Genomic DNA, 13,853 nt, shown 5'->3' with positions numbered 1-13,853 from the left:
TATTTTTCTTGAAAATACATGCGCTAATGTAGTATAGTGCGGGGCTTGGCATTCGATGCCAAGAATTTATTTTTGTCCGAATGGTTAGCCAATCGTAGCTAACCCCTTTATTTAAGGAAAATAATCATGACATTAGGTCTGGTTGGGCGCAAGGTAGGCATGACTCGCGTGTTTGACGAACAGGGTGCTTCTGTTCCGGTAACCGTGTTGGAAATGACTCCGAACCGCGTCACTCAACTCAAATCCGAAGATGCTGACGGTTATACGGCCGTTCAAGTTACCTTCGGTCAGAAAAAAGCAAATCGCGTTAACAAGGCTGAAGCTGGACATTTTGCAAAAGCAGGTGTTGAAGCTGGTCGCGGTTTGGTTGAATTTGCTGTTTCTGCTGAAAAAGCTGCTGAACTGCAAGCGGGTGGCGAAGTAACTGTAGCCCTGTTTGAAGCCGGTCAGCTGGTCGACGTTACCGGAACCTCAAAAGGTAAAGGTTTTTCCGGTACGATCAAACGACACAATTTTGATTCTCAACGTACCTCTCATGGTAACTCGCGCTCACATCGTGTGCCTGGCTCTATCGGTATGGCTCAAGATCCGGGCCGTGTTTTCCCGGGTCAGCGCATGGCGGGCCAGTACGGTAACACTAAAGCAACTGTGCAAAATTTAGAAATTGTACGTGTTGATGTAGAACGTCATCTTTTGCTTGTTAAAGGTGCAGTGCCGGGTGCTGTGAATAGCGATGTAATTGTACGTCCTAGCGTGAAAGTGGGTGCGTAATGGAATTAAAAATAATCAACGCTCAAGGTCAGGTTTCAGGCGCTTTGTCTGCTTCTGATGCTTTGTTCGCGCGTGAGTATAACGAGGCATTGGTTCATCAGTTGGTAACCGCATTTTTGGCGAATGCCCGTTCCGGTAATCGTGCACAGCTTACTCGCGCAGAAGTTAAACATTCTACTAAAAAGCCGTGGCGTCAAAAGGGTACGGGACGTGCCCGCTCAGGTATGACCTCTTCTCCGTTATGGCGTAGTGGTGGACGTGCATTCCCCAACAAGCCTGACGAAAATTTCACTCAAAAAGTAAACCGTAAAATGTACCGTGCCGGTATGGCGACTATTCTGTCGCAGTTGGTGCGTGACGAACGGCTTTATGTGGTTGAAGAACTGGCGGCCACCACTCCTAAAACTAAAGAGTTTGCCGGACAGGTAAAAAATTTAGGTTTGGAACAGGTGTTGTTTGTAACTAAACAGCTTGATGAGAATGTTTACTTGGCTTCCCGCAATTTGCCAAATGTATTGGTATTGGAAGCACATCAAGTTGATCCTTATAGTTTGCTGCGTTATAAAAAAGTAGTTTTTACTAGGGATGCAATTGCCCAGTTGGAGGAGCAGTGGGTATGAATCAAGAACGTTTGATGAAGGTAATTTTAGCCCCTGTTGTTTCTGAAAAAAGCAATTTGTTGGCTGAAAAGCGAAACCAAATGACTTTCAAAGTATTGCCCGATTCTACCAAATCGGAGATTAAGGCAGCTGTTGAACTTTTGTTTGGTGTTCAAGTGGCTTCGGTAACGACAACTACAACCAAAGGTAAAGTAAAACGTTTTGGTCGCACTGTTGGTCGTCGTAGCGATGTAAAAAAAGCTTATGTAAGTTTGGTTGAAGGTCAAGAGCTTGATCTCGAGGCTGCCGCTGCTGTGGCTGATAAGGAGTAAGGTAAGATGGCTATTGTAAAAATGAAGCCTACTTCCGCTGGTCGACGCGGCATGGTTCGCGTAACTACTGAAGGTTTGCATAAAGGTGCGCCATTTGCGGCTCTGGTTGAGAAGAAAAAAACTACTGCTGGACGTAATAATAATGGCCATATCACTACCCGTCACAAAGGTGGTGGTCACAAACATCATTATCGTGTGGTAGATTTTAAGCGCAACAAGGATGGTATTGCCGCTAAAGTAGAAAGAATCGAATACGATCCAAATCGTACTGCTCATATTGCTCTTCTGTGTTATGCAGATGGTGAGCGCCGCTATATCATTGCCCCTCGAGGCATTCAGGCTGGTGCGGTACTGATTTCTGGTGCAGAGGCTCCCATTAAAGCGGGCAATACTTTGCCGATTCGTAATATCCCGGTTGGTACAACCATTCACTGTATCGAGATGAAGCCTGGTAAAGGTGCGCAGATTGCACGTTCTGCTGGAGCATCTGCAGTTTTGCTTGCTAAAGAAGGGGTTTACGCTCAGATTCGTCTGCGCTCTGGTGAAGTCCGTAAGATTCATGTTGATTGCCGTGCCACAATTGGTGAAGTAGGCAATGAAGAGCAAAGTTTGCAAAAAATTGGCAAGGCTGGTGCTAATCGTTGGCGCGGTGTTAGACCGACTGTTCGTGGTGTGGTAATGAACCCGGTGGATCACCCTCATGGTGGTGGTGAAGGTCGTACTGGTGAAGCTCGCGAGCCTGTTAGCCCTTGGGGTACTCCGGCAAAAGGTTATCGTACTCGCAATAATAAACGCACGAACAATATGATTGTTCGACGTCGTTACTCGAATAAAGGTTAATTAATATGGCTCGTTCATTAAAAAAAGGCCCATATGTTGATTTGCATTTGCTGAAAAAAGTTGATGCAGCTCGTGCAAGCAATGATAAACGCCCAATTAAGACTTGGTCTCGCCGTTCTACTATTTTGCCTGATTTTATTGGTCTGACAATTGCAGTGCATAATGGGCGGACACATGTGCCTGTTTTTATCAGTGATAATATGGTAGGTCATAAATTAGGTGAATTCTCATTGACCCGTACCTTTAAGGGTCACTTAGCTGATAAAAAAGCGAAGAAAAAGTAGGGGGTAAGACATGAGAGTATCTGCATTACATAAGAATGCCCGTATTTCTGCTCAGAAAGCTCGTTTAGTAGCAGATTTAATTCGTGGAAAAAATGTTGCCCACGCCCTGAATATTTTGACTTTTAGCCCTAAAAAAGGTGCTGAGTTGATTAGAAAAGTACTGGAGTCTGCGATTGCCAATGCAGAGCATAATGAAGGTGCTGATATTGACGATCTGAAGGTTGTTATGATTTGTGTGGATAAAGCCGCCTCATTAAAACGCTTTCAGGCTCGAGCTAAGGGTCGTGGAAATCGTATTGAAAAACAAACATGTCATATTGCTGTGACGGTGGGTAACTAAGGAAAAGCTATGGGACAAAAAATTCATCCAACTGGCTTTCGTTTGGCAGTAAATAAAGATTGGTCTTCAAAGTGGTTTGCTAAAAGTAGCGATTTTTCTGTTGTCTTAAAGCAAGATATTGATGTTCGTGAATATTTACGGAAACGCTTGTCCAATGCATCAATTGGCCGTGTTGTTATTGAGAGGCCAGCCAAATCTGCTCGTGTTACTATTTTCTCGGCTCGGCCAGGAATGGTGATTGGTAGAAAAGGTGAAGATATTGATGTGTTAAAACGTGATTTGCAAAATTTAATGGGTGTTCCTGTTCATGTTAATATCGAAGAGATTCGGAAACCTGAATTGGATGCGCAAATTATTGCAGATGGAATAGCTCAGCAATTGGAAAAGCGTGTTCAATTTCGTCGTGCTATGAAGCGTGCCATGCAAAATGCTATGCGTGTTGGTGCAAAAGGTATCAAAATTATGACCTCTGGACGGTTAAATGGTGCTGATATTGCCCGTAGTGAATGGTACCGAGAAGGGCGTGTGCCTTTGCATACTTTGCGTGCTAATGTAAGTTATGCTACCAGTGAGGCAAATACTACATATGGTGTAATTGGATTAAAGGTTTGGGTATATACTGGTGAAGGCAAAGATATTGTTTTGAATAAACCTGAACAAGAGCATAAACGCAGAAAGGTAGGACGCAATGCTGCAACCAACTAGACTGAAGTACCGTAAGCAACATAAAGGACGCAATACAGGTTTGGCTCTGCGTGGTAATGCCGTTAGTTTTGGTGATTTTGCTTTGAAGGCTGTGGGTCGTGGTAGGCTTACTGCAAGGCAAATCGAAGCTGCTCGACGCGCAATGACACGTCATATTAAACGTGGCGGCCGTATTTGGATTCGCGTATTCCCAGATAAGCCAATTACAGAGAAACCAATACAAGTTCGTATGGGTGGAGGTAAGGGTTCTGTTGAATATTATGTTGCAGAAATTAAACCTGGGAAAATTCTCTATGAGATGGATGGCGTTGCAGAATCTTTAGCACGTGAAGCTTTTGCATTAGCTGCAGCTAAGCTGCCAATTCCAACTGTATTTGTAACGAGACAGGTGGGTAAATAATGAAAACTCATGAATTGAAGAATAGATCAAGTGAGCAGTTAAACCAAGAGTTGATAGATTTATTAAAAGTTCAATTTGGTTTGCGTATGCAGCATGCAACTGGCCAATTAGGGAAAACCAGTGAGTTAAAAAAAGTACGCCGAAATATTGCACGTATTAAGACTGTTTTAGCTGAAAAAGGTGCTCAATAATGATCGAAATTAAAAATGTTCGTACATTGCAAGGTAAGGTCGTCAGCAATAGTATGGATAAAACGGTTACCGTTTTGGTTGAGCGTAAGGTAAAGCATCCCTTGTATGGTAAAGTTATTCGTCGCTCTACAAAAATTCATGCTCATGATTCAACAAATCAATGTAATGTTGGTGATGTTGTAATTATTGAAGAGTGTCGCCCTTTGTCAAAAACAAAATCTTGGGTAGTTAAGGAATTGGTAGAAAAAGTGCGCTCAATATAATTTGGTTTTGCTATTTATATGGCAGGGGGTGGGGCTTGCAATTTTAAAAAATTGCTGTATACTCCGCTCCTTATTTTGAGCTTACTAGATTCCTAGATGCTTCTCCCTTTGGGGCCAAAACTGATTTATTTGAACCTATTTAGTTGGGTTTTAGTATTGCTATATATTGAATGCTGTAATGCAATATTAAAAGTGATAAATTAAGTTGGATTTAATTAAAGGTAATAATATGATTCAAATGCAGACCATCTTAGATGTGGCTGATAACTCTGGTGCGCGTCGCGTGATGTGTATTAAAGTGTTGGGTGGATCTAAGCGTCGCTACGCTTCTGTTGGCGATATTGTTAAAGTCGCAGTTAAAGATGCGGCTCCGCGTGGGCGGGTTAAAAAAGGTGATGTATATAATGCGGTTGTTGTTCGTACCGCTAAAGGTGTGCGTCGACCCGATGGTGCGTTGATTAAATTTGATAACAACGCTGCTGTATTATTAAACAACAAACTTGAGCCTCTAGGTACTCGTATTTTTGGCCCGGTGACACGTGAGTTGCGTACTGAACGATTTATGAAAATCGTTTCATTGGCGCCTGAGGTATTATAAGGAATAGCGAGATGAATAAAATCATTAAAGGTGATCAAGTTGTTGTGATTGCTGGTAGGGATAAAGGTAAGCAAGGTCAAGTGATTCGAGTGTTGGGTGGTAAAGTTGTTGTTGAAGGTGTTAACGTTGTGAGGCGACATCAAAAACCAAATCCAATGCGTGGTGTTGAGGGTGGTTTAATTTCTAAAGAGATGCCGCTAGATATTTCCAATATCGCAATCTTGAATCCAGAAACTAATAAAGCAGACCGTGTTGGTATTAAGCTAATTGAAAATGAAGGCAAAGTTAAGCGCGTTCGCTTCTTCAAGTCAAATGGCTCTGTTATTGGAGCATAAGGAGATAACATGGCTCGTTTGAGAGAGTTTTATAAAGATACAGTTGTTCCTGAATTGATTAAGCAGTTTGGTTACAAGTCGGTAATGGAAGTTCCTCGTATTGAAAAAATTACTTTAAATATGGGGGTTGGAGAGGCTGTTGCTGATAAAAAAGTTATGGAGCATGCAGTATCTGATTTAGAGAAAATTGCTGGTCAAAAACCAGTGGTTACTGTTGCTCGTAAATCTATTGCTGGTTTCAAAATTCGCGATAATTATCCTGTTGGTTGCAAAGTAACATTACGTCGTAATCAAATGTTTGAATTCTTGGATCGTTTGATCACTATTGCATTACCTCGAGTGCGTGACTTTCGCGGTGTAAGTGGCAAATCTTTTGATGGTCGTGGTAATTACAACATGGGTGTTCGTGAGCAAATCATTTTCCCGGAAATTGAATACGATAAAATTGATGCTTTGCGTGGTTTGAATATTACTATTACAACTACTGCAAAAACTGATGAAGAAGCTAAAGCTTTATTGTCACTGTTTAAGTTTCCGTTTAAAGGATAATCATGGCTAAGAAAGCACTTATTAATCGTGAACTGAAACGTCAAGCTTTGGCGAAAAAGTTTGCAGCCAAACGTGAGGCAATTTTTGCTGTTATTAATGATGCGAATGCAACTGAAGAGGAGCGTTTTGAAGCTCGTCTGAAGTTCCAATCTATTCCGCGTAATGCAGCTCCTGTACGTCAACGCCGTCGTTGTGCTTTGACAGGTCGTCCTCGTGGTACTTTCCGTAAATTCGGTTTGGGTCGTATTAAAATCCGTGAAATCGCTATGCGTGGCGAGATTCCGGGTGTTGTTAAAGCTAGCTGGTAATAGGAGTATTAATAATGAGTATGCATGATCCTATTTCCGATATGTTGACTCGTATTCGTAATGCGCAACGTGCCGATAAGGTAGCAGTTGCCATGCCTTCTTCCAAATTAAAGTGCGCGATTGCAAAGGTCTTGAAAGAAGAAGGTTATATCGAGGACTTTTCGGTTTCTGTTGATGCGAAGCCAGTATTGGAAATTCAATTGAAATACTATGCAGGTCGCCCTGTGATTGAGCAAATTAAACGTGTTTCACGTCCAGGTTTGCGCATTTATAAAGCTTCTAGCGAAATTCCTAATGTTATGAACGGTTTGGGTATCGCTATTGTTAGTACTTCTAAAGGTGTGATGACTGATCGCAAGGCTCGTTCTGAGGGTGTTGGTGGTGAGTTGTTGTGCATTGTAGCCTAGTGGAGAAAAGTAAATGTCACGTGTCGCAAAAAACCCAGTGACTGTTCCTGCTGGTGTAGAAGTAAAATTTGGAACAGAAGCATTGGTTATCAAGGGTAAGAATGGCGAGTTGTCCTTTCCTTTGCATTCTGATGTTGCCATTGAATTAAACGATGGTAAATTAACTTTTGCTGCAAAAAATGACAGCAAACAGGCAAATGCTATGTCAGGTACTGCTCGTGCATTAGTTAATAATATGGTTAAAGGTGTTTCAGAAGGTTTTGAAAAAAAACTACAATTGATTGGTGTTGGTTACCGTGCTCAAGCTCAAGGCAAAGTTTTGAATTTGTCTTTGGGTTTTTCTCATCCAATCGTATATGAAATGCCCGAAGGTGTTTCTGTTCAAACTCCTAGCCAAACAGAGATCGTTTTGACTGGTGCAGATAAACAAGTAGTTGGTCAAGTCGCTGCTGAAATTCGTGCATTCCGTTCTCCTGAGCCTTATAAAGGTAAGGGTGTTCGTTATGTAGGTGAAGTGGTGGTGATGAAAGAAGCCAAGAAAAAATAATTGAGGTTCACTAATGGATAAACATACAACCCGACTCCGTCGTGCACGTAAAACCCGTGCACGTATTGCGGACTTGAAAATGGTAAGATTATGTGTGTTCCGTAGCAATAATCATATTTATGCTCAAGTAATTAGTGCTGAAGGTGATAAAGTATTGGCTCAAGCCTCTACATTGGAAGCTGAAGTGCGTGATACTCTGAAATCTGGTAGCAACGCCGAGGCAGCTGCAGTAGTAGGAAAGCGCATTGCTGAGAAAGCTAAAGCAGTAGGTGTAGAAAAAGTTGCTTTTGATCGTTCAGGTTTCCAATATCACGGTCGTGTGAAAGCTTTGGCTGAAGCTGCACGTGAAAATGGTTTAAGCTTCTAATAATTGGAGACTTTCAGATGGCAAAACATGAAATTGAAGAACGTGGTGACGGCCTGATTGAAAAAATGGTCGCAGTTAATCGTGTAACTAAAGTAGTTAAAGGTGGCCGTATCATGGCTTTCTCTGCGCTAACTGTTGTTGGCGACGGTGACGGCCGTATTGGTATGGGAAAAGGTAAGTCTAAAGAGGTTCCTGTTGCTGTACAAAAAGCAATGGATCAAGCTCGTAGATCAATGATTAAAGTTCCTCTTAAAAATGGTACTATCTATCACGAGGTGCTTGGAAAGCATGGTGCAACACGTGTATTCATGCAGCCGGCAAAAGAAGGTAGTGGTGTTAAGGCTGGAGGACCAATGAGATTAGTATTTGACGCATTAGGTGTACATAATATTTCTGCTAAGGTTCATGGCTCAACTAATCCTTATAATATTGTGCGTGCTACATTGGATGGTTTATCAAAATTGTACACGCCAGCGGAAGTTGCTGCTAAAAGAGGAATGTCCGTAGAGAAAATTTTAGGGGATATTGATGAGTGAGAAAAAATTAATCCAAATAACTTTAGTTAAAAGTTTGATTGGTACCATTTCCTCGCATCGAGCATGTGCTCGCGGCTTAGGTTTAAAAAGACGTGGCCATGTTGTGAATGTATTAGATACACCGGAAAATTGGGGTATGATTAATAAAATCCGTTATTTGCTAAAGGTGGAGCTATAGTTATGTTTTTAAATACTATTCAGCCTGCAGAGGGGGCAAAGCATTCTAGCCGTCGAGTTGGTCGTGGTATAGGCAGTGGATTAGGTAAGACTTGTGGGCGTGGCCATAAGGGGCAAAAAAGCCGCTCAGGTGGTTTCCATAAAGTTGGTTTTGAAGGTGGGCAAATGCCTTTACAACGAAGATTACCTAAACGAGGTTTTAGATCTTTGACTGCTTTGATAACTGCAGAAGTTCACCTAACAGAGCTTAATTCATTGAGTTCTGATGTGGTTGATTTGTTTTCTCTGAAACAAGCAGGTATTGTTTCGGATAAAGTGAAATTTGTAAAAATAATTTCAGCTGGAAGCATAGAAAGAGCTGTTATTTTAAAGGGTATCAAGGCTACTAAAGGTGCAAAAATTGCAATCGAAGCAGCTGGTGGCAGAATTGAAGAGTAAGGTTGATAACTAAATGGCAGCTAATCAGCATTTGGTATTAGAATTATTTAAGTCTGGTGAATTTAAGCAACGGCTAATCTTTCTTTTAGCTGCATTATTCGTTTTCCGGATTGGTGCTCATATTCCTGTTCCCGGTGTTGATGCAGCTGCTTTAAACGACTTTTATCAAAATTCTACCAATGGCATCCTTAATATGCTTAATATGTTTTCTGGTGGATCCTTGGAACGATTTAGCATCTTCGCAATTGGTATAATGCCTTATATTTCTGCTTCTATTGTGGTTCAGCTTGCATCAGAAATAATTCCAACATTAAAAGCGTTAAAAAAGGAAGGTGAAGCAGGCCGGAAGATAATTACTAAATATACTCGATTGTGTACAGTTTTCTTGGCTACTTTGCAGGGTGTGGCTGCTGCTGCCTTTGTTTATCAGCAGAATGTTGTGGTTATTGGACAAATAGAATTTTATTTTTCTACGATAATTTGTTTGGTAACAGGAACAATGTTTTTGATGTGGCTTGGGGAACAGATAACGGAAAGAGGTATAGGTAATGGGATTTCTCTTATTATCATGGCAGGAATTGCTTCGGGTATACCTTTTGGAATCTCACAATTTTTAAATGTTGCAACTACTAATTTGGCTTTAGCATTAATTGTTGTTATTAGTGTTTTGTTTTTAGTATACATTGTTGTTTACTTTGAATCAGCTCAACGTAAGATTCCTGTGCATTATGCGAGAAATTCAAATAGCCAGGGATTTTTAGGGAAAAGTAATCATTTGCCATTTAAGTTAAATATGGCTGGGGTAATTCCACCTATTTTTGCTTCAAGTATAATCCTTTTTCCTGTTACGATTATTGGCTGGTTTGGGCGGGGCAATGATGTAGGTTGGGTGCAAAAGCTGTTGTTATGGTTACAGCATGGTAACTCTGTTTATATTTCCTTTTTTGCGGTTTCTATTATTTTCTTTTGTTATTTTTATACTGCGTTAGTTTTTAATCCTAAGGAAATGGCGGAAAATCTCAAGAAGAGTGGTGCTTTTGTACCAGGTGTAAGACCTGGAATTCAAACATCTCTATACTTAGAGAATGTGGTTATGCGCATAACTTTGTGGGGAGCAATATATATCACAGTTATATGCTTAATTCCTGAGCTTTTTTCCTCAATTTTGGGGGCTGGTTTATCATTGGGTGGGACATCTTTATTGATTCTTGTTGTTGTGGCAATGGATTTTAATACACAAGTTTCTTCATATAGGGTAAGTCAGCAGTATGAACAGTTAATGAAAAAATATAATAGAGATATATTATTATAAGTAATGATTGAGTAGTATATGGCTAAAGAAGACATTATACAGATGCAAGGGGAAATCCTAGAGACTTTGCCTAATGCAACTTTTAAAGTGAAATTAGAGAATGATTATATAGTATTAGGGCATATATCAGGGAAGATGAGGATGCACTACATACGGATTTCGCCTGGTGATAAGGTTACTGTTGAATTAACACCTTATGATTTGTCACGTGCTCGTATTGTATTTCGAGCTAGGTAATTGAATGAAAGGAAGCTATAATGCGCGTTCAGCCATCTGTTAAAAAGATCTGTCGTAATTGTAAAATTATTCGCCGGAATAGAATAGTTCGAGTGATTTGTACTGATCCAAGACATAAGCAACGGCAAGGTTAATTTTGCTAAAATTTATTATTGTGGTCAGTAGTCTGTAATAAAAGGAAAAAATATGGCTCGTATAGCAGGGGTAAATATCCCTAATAATGCTCATATCGTAATTGGATTGCAAGCAATTTATGGTATAGGTAGTACTCGTGCCAAGTTAATTTGTGCTGCAACAGGTATTGAAGGTAGTACAAAAGTTAAAGACTTGGATGAGAATCAATTGGAAGCTTTGCGTGAGCAAGTTCTTCAGTATGAAGTTGAAGGTGATTTACGTCGTGAGGTAACTATGTCTATTAAGAGATTAATGGATATGGGGTGTTATAGAGGTTTCCGCCATCGTCGTGGTCTTCCTTGTCGTGGGCAGCGTACTAAAACAAATGCTCGTACACGTAAAGGTCCAAGAAAAGCTATTGCAGGTAAAAAATAAATTTTAAAGGATTAGTTTAATGGCAAAAGCAAACACAGCTTTGCGTGTACGTAAAAAAGTACGCAAGACTATTAGTGAAGGTATTGTGCATGTTCATGCATCTTTTAATAATACTATCATTACTATTACCGATCGCCAAGGGAATGCATTATCTTGGGCTACTTCTGGTGGTGCCGGTTTTAAAGGTTCGCGCAAAAGTACACCATTCGCTGCTCAAGTCGCAGCAGAAACAGCTGGTAAAGTTGCCCAAGAGTATGGTATTAAGAATTTAGAAGTGCGTATTAAAGGACCAGGCCCTGGTCGAGAGTCATCTGTTCGTGCTTTGAATGCTCTGGGTTTTAAAATAACTAGCATTACAGATGTGACGCCATTGCCACATAATGGCTGTCGTCCGCCTAAAAAACGTCGTATTTAGAATTTGGAGTGATTGGAATTATGGCACGGTATATTGGCCCTAAATGTAAATTGGCTCGTCGAGAAGGGACTGATTTGTTCCTAAAAAGTGCTCGTCGTTCAGTAGAATCTAAGTGTAAATTTGACTCAGCTCCTGGACAGCATGGTGCAAAAAAAGCACGGCTTTCGGGGTATGGTCTGCAGTTGCGTGAAAAGCAAAAAATACGCCGTATTTATGGTGTATTGGAACGTCAATTTAGACGATATTTTGCGGAAGCTTCTAGAAGAAAAGGCTCCACAGGGGAATTGTTATTGCAACTATTAGAATCCCGTTTAGATAATGTGGTTTATCGTATGGGTTTCGGGTCTACGAGAGCAGAAGCGCGACAATTGGTTGCTCATAAGGCTATTGTCGTTAATGGACATGTAGTAAATATCCCTTCTTTTCAAGTTCAACCAGGTGATGTTGTTGCCGTTCGAGAGAAGGCTAAAAAACAGGTTCGAATTCAGGAAGCGTTAGGGTTGGCTATTCAGATTGGTTTGCCTGGCTGGGTTGCTGTTGATACTGGAAAAATGGAAGGTATTTTTAAAAATATGCCCGACCGTTCAGAGTTAACTGGTGATATTAATGAACAGCTAGTGGTGGAATTCTATTCCAAGTAAATACTAGCTTAAAGAGGGACAGCTAAATGCATAATAGCACTTCCGAATTCTTGAAGCCTAGGCAAATTGATGTTAGCACTATATCACCTACTCGCGCAAAAGTGTCGATGCAACCATTTGAGCGGGGATTTGGTCATACTTTAGGTAATGCGTTGCGTCGCATCTTATTATCATCTATGGATGGCTTTGCACCGACAGAGGTTTCAATAACAGGTGTGTTACATGAATATTCTACATTAGATGGTATTCAAGAAGATGTTGTTGATGTGTTGTTAAATATTAAGGGTATAATATTTAAACTGCATGGCCGAAATGAAGTGCGTCTGAGGTTGAAGAAGTCAGGTTCAGGTGTGGTGTTGGCAAGTGATATTGAGTTGCCACATGATGCTGAAGTTATAAATCCTAATCATGTTATTTGTCATTTGTCCGATAATGCTGACATTGAAATGGAAATTAAGGTTGAGAAAGGCCGCGGTTACCAATCTGTTGTAGGACGGAAAAAGTCAGGGAATGAAAATAATATTGGATCTATTCAATTGGATGCAAGTTTTTCTCCTATTGCTCGTGTTAGCTTTGATGTTGAGCCTGCACGAGTGGAGCAGCGAACAGATCTTGATCGGTTAGTCTTAGATATTGAAACGGATGGTTCTTTAGAGCCAGAAGAGGCAGTTCGTAGTGCTGCTCGAATATTGATTGATCAGATGGCTGTATTTGCTGATTTGCAAGGCACTCCTATTGAGGAAGTCGAGGAAGTAGCTCCACCTATTGATCCTATTTTATTACGTCCTGTAGATGATTTGGAATTAACAGTACGGTCTGCTAACTGCCTGAAAGCTGAAGATATCTATTATATTGGTGATTTGATTCAGCGTACTGAGACAGAGTTGTTAAAAACACCAAACTTGGGTAGGAAGTCTTTAAATGAAATTAAAGAAGTTCTTGCTTCTAAAGGATTGACTCTTGGTTCAAAACTTGAAGCATGGCCTCCAATAAATTTAGAGAAGCCTTAAAGTTTGAATATTAAAGGATAATAGTATGCGCCATCGCAATGGTAATCGTAAATTAAATAGGACTAGTAGTCATAGGGCTGCAATGTTAAGGAATATGGCAAATTCTTTGTTGGTTCATGAATCTATCGTGACAACTTTGCCAAAAGCAAAAGAACTTCGCCGAGTTGTAGAGCCGTTAATTACTTTAGGTAAAAAGCCATCTTTGGCAAATCGTAGATTGGCTTTTAATCGAACACGTGATCGTGATGTAGTGGTTAAGTTATTTGATGATTTAGGGCAACGTTTTGTGTCTCGTAATGGCGGCTATATTCGTATTTTAAAATGTGGATTCCGTCAAGGTGATAATGCGCCGCTAGCTTTGGTTGAGTTAGTTGATAAGGCTGATACACGGGATGAGTAATATAAAGCCGGTCACTTTTTGACCGGCTTTTTGTATATTTGCTATACGCGTCTAGATAATCTGGAATATTTAGTTCTAATAAAATTTTTGGTTGATGTAGATTGGCAGTTATGACATTTGTGCGAAAATGCAGATAACCAATTGTAAATTAAGCAAGAGAGTTCAAAAGAAACTACTTGAATTTTTTGTACTCCAAGTCACCGCCCGTTCCGCTGCCGATATTTTGGGTATCCATCCCAATTCGGCAGCACTGTTCTACCGTAAAATCCGTATGGTCATCAGCCATCATTTGGCCTTGGCTG

28 protein-coding genes and 1 pseudogene are annotated in these 13,853 nt (G+C 40.6%); all 29 read left to right on the top strand.

From position 1 onward, the window contains the following. The first annotated feature begins 126 nt into the window (after positions 1 to 126). On the top strand, positions 127 to 771 hold the full coding sequence (gene rplC, locus BM261_RS11250; RefSeq protein ID WP_003772549.1) for a 50S ribosomal protein L3: 645 nt from the start codon (positions 127 to 129) through the stop codon (positions 769 to 771). Further along, complete coding sequence (rplD, locus tag BM261_RS11245) at positions 771 to 1,391, top strand: 50S ribosomal protein L4 (RefSeq protein WP_074898323.1); 621 nt, start codon at positions 771 to 773, stop codon at positions 1,389 to 1,391. The genes rplC and rplD overlap by 1 nt, the downstream gene beginning before the upstream one ends. Then, positions 1,388 to 1,702 carry a 50S ribosomal protein L23 gene (rplW, locus tag BM261_RS11240; protein WP_003772554.1) on the top strand — a complete coding sequence of 105 codons (315 nt, stop codon included), beginning with the start codon at positions 1,388 to 1,390 and terminating at the stop codon, positions 1,700 to 1,702. Before rplD ends, rplW begins: the two co-directional genes overlap by 4 nt. Positions 1,703 to 1,708: 6 nt before the next feature. After that, positions 1,709 to 2,542 carry a 50S ribosomal protein L2 gene (gene rplB / locus BM261_RS11235; protein ID WP_041961244.1) on the top strand — a complete coding sequence of 278 codons (834 nt, stop codon included), beginning with the start codon at positions 1,709 to 1,711 and terminating at the stop codon, positions 2,540 to 2,542. 5 nt (positions 2,543 to 2,547) lie between these two features. Further along, positions 2,548 to 2,826 carry a 30S ribosomal protein S19 gene (gene rpsS / locus BM261_RS11230; protein WP_002215422.1) on the top strand — a complete coding sequence of 93 codons (279 nt, stop codon included), beginning with the start codon at positions 2,548 to 2,550 and terminating at the stop codon, positions 2,824 to 2,826. A 10-nt stretch (positions 2,827 to 2,836) separates the two neighbouring features. Then, positions 2,837 to 3,166, top strand: coding sequence for a 50S ribosomal protein L22 (rplV, locus tag BM261_RS11225; protein WP_003772559.1), 330 nt, complete (start codon positions 2,837 to 2,839; stop codon positions 3,164 to 3,166). A 9-nt stretch (positions 3,167 to 3,175) separates the two neighbouring features. Next, positions 3,176 to 3,871 carry a 30S ribosomal protein S3 gene (gene rpsC, locus BM261_RS11220; protein WP_074898320.1) on the top strand — a complete coding sequence of 232 codons (696 nt, stop codon included), beginning with the start codon at positions 3,176 to 3,178 and terminating at the stop codon, positions 3,869 to 3,871. After that, on the top strand, positions 3,855 to 4,271 hold the full coding sequence (gene rplP / locus BM261_RS11215; RefSeq protein ID WP_003772561.1) for a 50S ribosomal protein L16: 417 nt from the start codon (positions 3,855 to 3,857) through the stop codon (positions 4,269 to 4,271). The genes rpsC and rplP overlap by 17 nt, the downstream gene beginning before the upstream one ends. Continuing rightward, entirely contained in the window at positions 4,271 to 4,462 is a 192-nt protein-coding gene (gene rpmC / locus BM261_RS11210; protein WP_074898318.1) for a 50S ribosomal protein L29, read from the top strand. The genes rplP and rpmC overlap by 1 nt, the downstream gene beginning before the upstream one ends. Next, a complete protein-coding gene (gene rpsQ, locus BM261_RS11205; RefSeq protein WP_074898315.1) occupies positions 4,462 to 4,725 on the top strand; it encodes a 30S ribosomal protein S17 in 264 nt (87 codons plus the stop codon). Before rpmC ends, rpsQ begins: the two co-directional genes overlap by 1 nt. A 229-nt stretch (positions 4,726 to 4,954) precedes the next feature. Then, a complete protein-coding gene (gene rplN, locus BM261_RS11200; RefSeq protein ID WP_003772566.1) occupies positions 4,955 to 5,323 on the top strand; it encodes a 50S ribosomal protein L14 in 369 nt (122 codons plus the stop codon). 11 nt (positions 5,324 to 5,334) lie between these two features. Next, positions 5,335 to 5,658 (top strand): 50S ribosomal protein L24, encoded by a 324-nt coding sequence (gene rplX, locus BM261_RS11195; protein ID WP_074898312.1) that lies wholly within the window; start codon positions 5,335 to 5,337, stop codon positions 5,656 to 5,658. A gap of 9 nt (positions 5,659 to 5,667) precedes the next feature. Continuing rightward, positions 5,668 to 6,207 carry a 50S ribosomal protein L5 gene (rplE, locus tag BM261_RS11190; RefSeq protein WP_074898309.1) on the top strand — a complete coding sequence of 180 codons (540 nt, stop codon included), beginning with the start codon at positions 5,668 to 5,670 and terminating at the stop codon, positions 6,205 to 6,207. A gap of 2 nt (positions 6,208 to 6,209) precedes the next feature. Further along, complete coding sequence (rpsN, locus tag BM261_RS11185; protein ID WP_003684736.1) at positions 6,210 to 6,515, top strand: 30S ribosomal protein S14; 306 nt, start codon at positions 6,210 to 6,212, stop codon at positions 6,513 to 6,515. A 14-nt stretch (positions 6,516 to 6,529) separates the two neighbouring features. After that, the gene (gene rpsH, locus BM261_RS11180; protein WP_074898306.1) at positions 6,530 to 6,922 is read left to right on the top strand and encodes a 30S ribosomal protein S8; all 393 of its coding nucleotides are present in this window, start codon (positions 6,530 to 6,532) and stop codon (positions 6,920 to 6,922) included. Positions 6,923 to 6,935: 13 nt separating this feature from the next. Then, complete coding sequence (gene rplF / locus BM261_RS11175) at positions 6,936 to 7,469, top strand: 50S ribosomal protein L6 (RefSeq protein WP_039408163.1); 534 nt, start codon at positions 6,936 to 6,938, stop codon at positions 7,467 to 7,469. Between the two features lie 13 nt (positions 7,470 to 7,482). Then, positions 7,483 to 7,836, top strand: a complete 354-nt coding sequence (rplR, locus tag BM261_RS11170; RefSeq protein WP_074898303.1) for a 50S ribosomal protein L18 — start codon at positions 7,483 to 7,485, stop codon at positions 7,834 to 7,836. Positions 7,837 to 7,853: 17 nt separating this feature from the next. Then, positions 7,854 to 8,372: a 30S ribosomal protein S5 gene (gene rpsE / locus BM261_RS11165; RefSeq protein ID WP_041961247.1), complete on the top strand. Its 519-nt coding sequence runs from the start codon at positions 7,854 to 7,856 to the stop codon at positions 8,370 to 8,372. Continuing rightward, positions 8,365 to 8,550: a 50S ribosomal protein L30 gene (gene rpmD, locus BM261_RS11160; RefSeq protein WP_049248925.1), complete on the top strand. Its 186-nt coding sequence runs from the start codon at positions 8,365 to 8,367 to the stop codon at positions 8,548 to 8,550. Before rpsE ends, rpmD begins: the two co-directional genes overlap by 8 nt. 2 nt (positions 8,551 to 8,552) lie before the next feature. After that, entirely contained in the window at positions 8,553 to 8,987 is a 435-nt protein-coding gene (rplO, locus tag BM261_RS11155; protein WP_074898300.1) for a 50S ribosomal protein L15, read from the top strand. Between the two features lie 13 nt (positions 8,988 to 9,000). Then, positions 9,001 to 10,299 (top strand): preprotein translocase subunit SecY, encoded by a 1,299-nt coding sequence (gene secY / locus BM261_RS11150; protein WP_074898297.1) that lies wholly within the window; start codon positions 9,001 to 9,003, stop codon positions 10,297 to 10,299. An 18-nt stretch (positions 10,300 to 10,317) separates the two neighbouring features. Then, the gene (gene infA / locus BM261_RS11145; protein WP_003772586.1) at positions 10,318 to 10,536 is read left to right on the top strand and encodes a translation initiation factor IF-1; all 219 of its coding nucleotides are present in this window, start codon (positions 10,318 to 10,320) and stop codon (positions 10,534 to 10,536) included. A gap of 20 nt (positions 10,537 to 10,556) precedes the next feature. Beyond that, positions 10,557 to 10,670 (top strand): 50S ribosomal protein L36, encoded by a 114-nt coding sequence (rpmJ, locus tag BM261_RS11140; protein ID WP_049248928.1) that lies wholly within the window; start codon positions 10,557 to 10,559, stop codon positions 10,668 to 10,670. A 52-nt stretch (positions 10,671 to 10,722) separates the two neighbouring features. After that, entirely contained in the window at positions 10,723 to 11,085 is a 363-nt protein-coding gene (gene rpsM / locus BM261_RS11135; RefSeq protein WP_049253198.1) for a 30S ribosomal protein S13, read from the top strand. A 19-nt stretch (positions 11,086 to 11,104) separates the two neighbouring features. Next, positions 11,105 to 11,500, top strand: coding sequence for a 30S ribosomal protein S11 (rpsK, locus tag BM261_RS11130; protein ID WP_049248929.1), 396 nt, complete (start codon positions 11,105 to 11,107; stop codon positions 11,498 to 11,500). Between the two features lie 20 nt (positions 11,501 to 11,520). Continuing rightward, on the top strand, positions 11,521 to 12,141 hold the full coding sequence (gene rpsD / locus BM261_RS11125; protein WP_041961250.1) for a 30S ribosomal protein S4: 621 nt from the start codon (positions 11,521 to 11,523) through the stop codon (positions 12,139 to 12,141). 26 nt (positions 12,142 to 12,167) lie between these two features. After that, positions 12,168 to 13,151, top strand: coding sequence for a DNA-directed RNA polymerase subunit alpha (locus BM261_RS11120; RefSeq protein WP_049248931.1), 984 nt, complete (start codon positions 12,168 to 12,170; stop codon positions 13,149 to 13,151). A gap of 25 nt (positions 13,152 to 13,176) precedes the next feature. Continuing rightward, positions 13,177 to 13,551 (top strand): 50S ribosomal protein L17, encoded by a 375-nt coding sequence (rplQ, locus tag BM261_RS11115; protein WP_074898294.1) that lies wholly within the window; start codon positions 13,177 to 13,179, stop codon positions 13,549 to 13,551. Positions 13,552 to 13,678: 127 nt separating this feature from the next. Next, positions 13,679 to 13,853: pseudogene (locus BM261_RS11110) on the top strand (IS1595 family transposase); the annotation flags it as partial.

This window comes from Neisseria elongata subsp. elongata (genome assembly GCF_900113545.1).
In the GTDB taxonomy this organism is placed as follows: domain Bacteria; phylum Pseudomonadota; class Gammaproteobacteria; order Burkholderiales; family Neisseriaceae; genus Neisseria; species Neisseria elongata.
Note: the sequence above shows the minus strand (reverse complement) of the source record. Positions and strands in the feature narration are given on the sequence as shown.

Excerpts from the sequence above, each read along its gene's own strand:
- rplC (WP_003772549.1), top strand. The coding sequence starts at position 127 with ATGACATTAGGTCTGGTTGGGCGCAAGGTAGGCATGACTCGCGTGTTT.
- rplD (WP_074898323.1), top strand. The coding sequence starts at position 771 with ATGGAATTAAAAATAATCAACGCTCAAGGTCAGGTTTCAGGCGCTTTG.
- rplW (WP_003772554.1), top strand. The coding sequence starts at position 1,388 with ATGAATCAAGAACGTTTGATGAAGGTAATTTTAGCCCCTGTTGTTTCT.
- rplB (WP_041961244.1), top strand. The coding sequence starts at position 1,709 with ATGGCTATTGTAAAAATGAAGCCTACTTCCGCTGGTCGACGCGGCATG.
- rpsS (WP_002215422.1), top strand. The coding sequence starts at position 2,548 with ATGGCTCGTTCATTAAAAAAAGGCCCATATGTTGATTTGCATTTGCTG.
- rplV (WP_003772559.1), top strand. The coding sequence starts at position 2,837 with ATGAGAGTATCTGCATTACATAAGAATGCCCGTATTTCTGCTCAGAAA.
- rpsC (WP_074898320.1), top strand. The coding sequence starts at position 3,176 with ATGGGACAAAAAATTCATCCAACTGGCTTTCGTTTGGCAGTAAATAAA.
- rplP (WP_003772561.1), top strand. The coding sequence starts at position 3,855 with ATGCTGCAACCAACTAGACTGAAGTACCGTAAGCAACATAAAGGACGC.
- rpmC (WP_074898318.1), top strand. The coding sequence starts at position 4,271 with ATGAAAACTCATGAATTGAAGAATAGATCAAGTGAGCAGTTAAACCAA.
- rpsQ (WP_074898315.1), top strand. The coding sequence starts at position 4,462 with ATGATCGAAATTAAAAATGTTCGTACATTGCAAGGTAAGGTCGTCAGC.
- rplN (WP_003772566.1), top strand. The coding sequence starts at position 4,955 with ATGATTCAAATGCAGACCATCTTAGATGTGGCTGATAACTCTGGTGCG.
- rplX (WP_074898312.1), top strand. The coding sequence starts at position 5,335 with ATGAATAAAATCATTAAAGGTGATCAAGTTGTTGTGATTGCTGGTAGG.
- rplE (WP_074898309.1), top strand. The coding sequence starts at position 5,668 with ATGGCTCGTTTGAGAGAGTTTTATAAAGATACAGTTGTTCCTGAATTG.
- rpsN (WP_003684736.1), top strand. The coding sequence starts at position 6,210 with ATGGCTAAGAAAGCACTTATTAATCGTGAACTGAAACGTCAAGCTTTG.
- rpsH (WP_074898306.1), top strand. The coding sequence starts at position 6,530 with ATGAGTATGCATGATCCTATTTCCGATATGTTGACTCGTATTCGTAAT.
- rplF (WP_039408163.1), top strand. The coding sequence starts at position 6,936 with ATGTCACGTGTCGCAAAAAACCCAGTGACTGTTCCTGCTGGTGTAGAA.
- rplR (WP_074898303.1), top strand. The coding sequence starts at position 7,483 with ATGGATAAACATACAACCCGACTCCGTCGTGCACGTAAAACCCGTGCA.
- rpsE (WP_041961247.1), top strand. The coding sequence starts at position 7,854 with ATGGCAAAACATGAAATTGAAGAACGTGGTGACGGCCTGATTGAAAAA.
- rpmD (WP_049248925.1), top strand. The coding sequence starts at position 8,365 with ATGAGTGAGAAAAAATTAATCCAAATAACTTTAGTTAAAAGTTTGATT.
- rplO (WP_074898300.1), top strand. The coding sequence starts at position 8,553 with ATGTTTTTAAATACTATTCAGCCTGCAGAGGGGGCAAAGCATTCTAGC.
- secY (WP_074898297.1), top strand. The coding sequence starts at position 9,001 with ATGGCAGCTAATCAGCATTTGGTATTAGAATTATTTAAGTCTGGTGAA.
- infA (WP_003772586.1), top strand. The coding sequence starts at position 10,318 with ATGGCTAAAGAAGACATTATACAGATGCAAGGGGAAATCCTAGAGACT.
- rpmJ (WP_049248928.1), top strand. The coding sequence starts at position 10,557 with ATGCGCGTTCAGCCATCTGTTAAAAAGATCTGTCGTAATTGTAAAATT.
- rpsM (WP_049253198.1), top strand. The coding sequence starts at position 10,723 with ATGGCTCGTATAGCAGGGGTAAATATCCCTAATAATGCTCATATCGTA.
- rpsK (WP_049248929.1), top strand. The coding sequence starts at position 11,105 with ATGGCAAAAGCAAACACAGCTTTGCGTGTACGTAAAAAAGTACGCAAG.
- rpsD (WP_041961250.1), top strand. The coding sequence starts at position 11,521 with ATGGCACGGTATATTGGCCCTAAATGTAAATTGGCTCGTCGAGAAGGG.
- BM261_RS11120 (WP_049248931.1), top strand. The coding sequence starts at position 12,168 with ATGCATAATAGCACTTCCGAATTCTTGAAGCCTAGGCAAATTGATGTT.
- rplQ (WP_074898294.1), top strand. The coding sequence starts at position 13,177 with ATGCGCCATCGCAATGGTAATCGTAAATTAAATAGGACTAGTAGTCAT.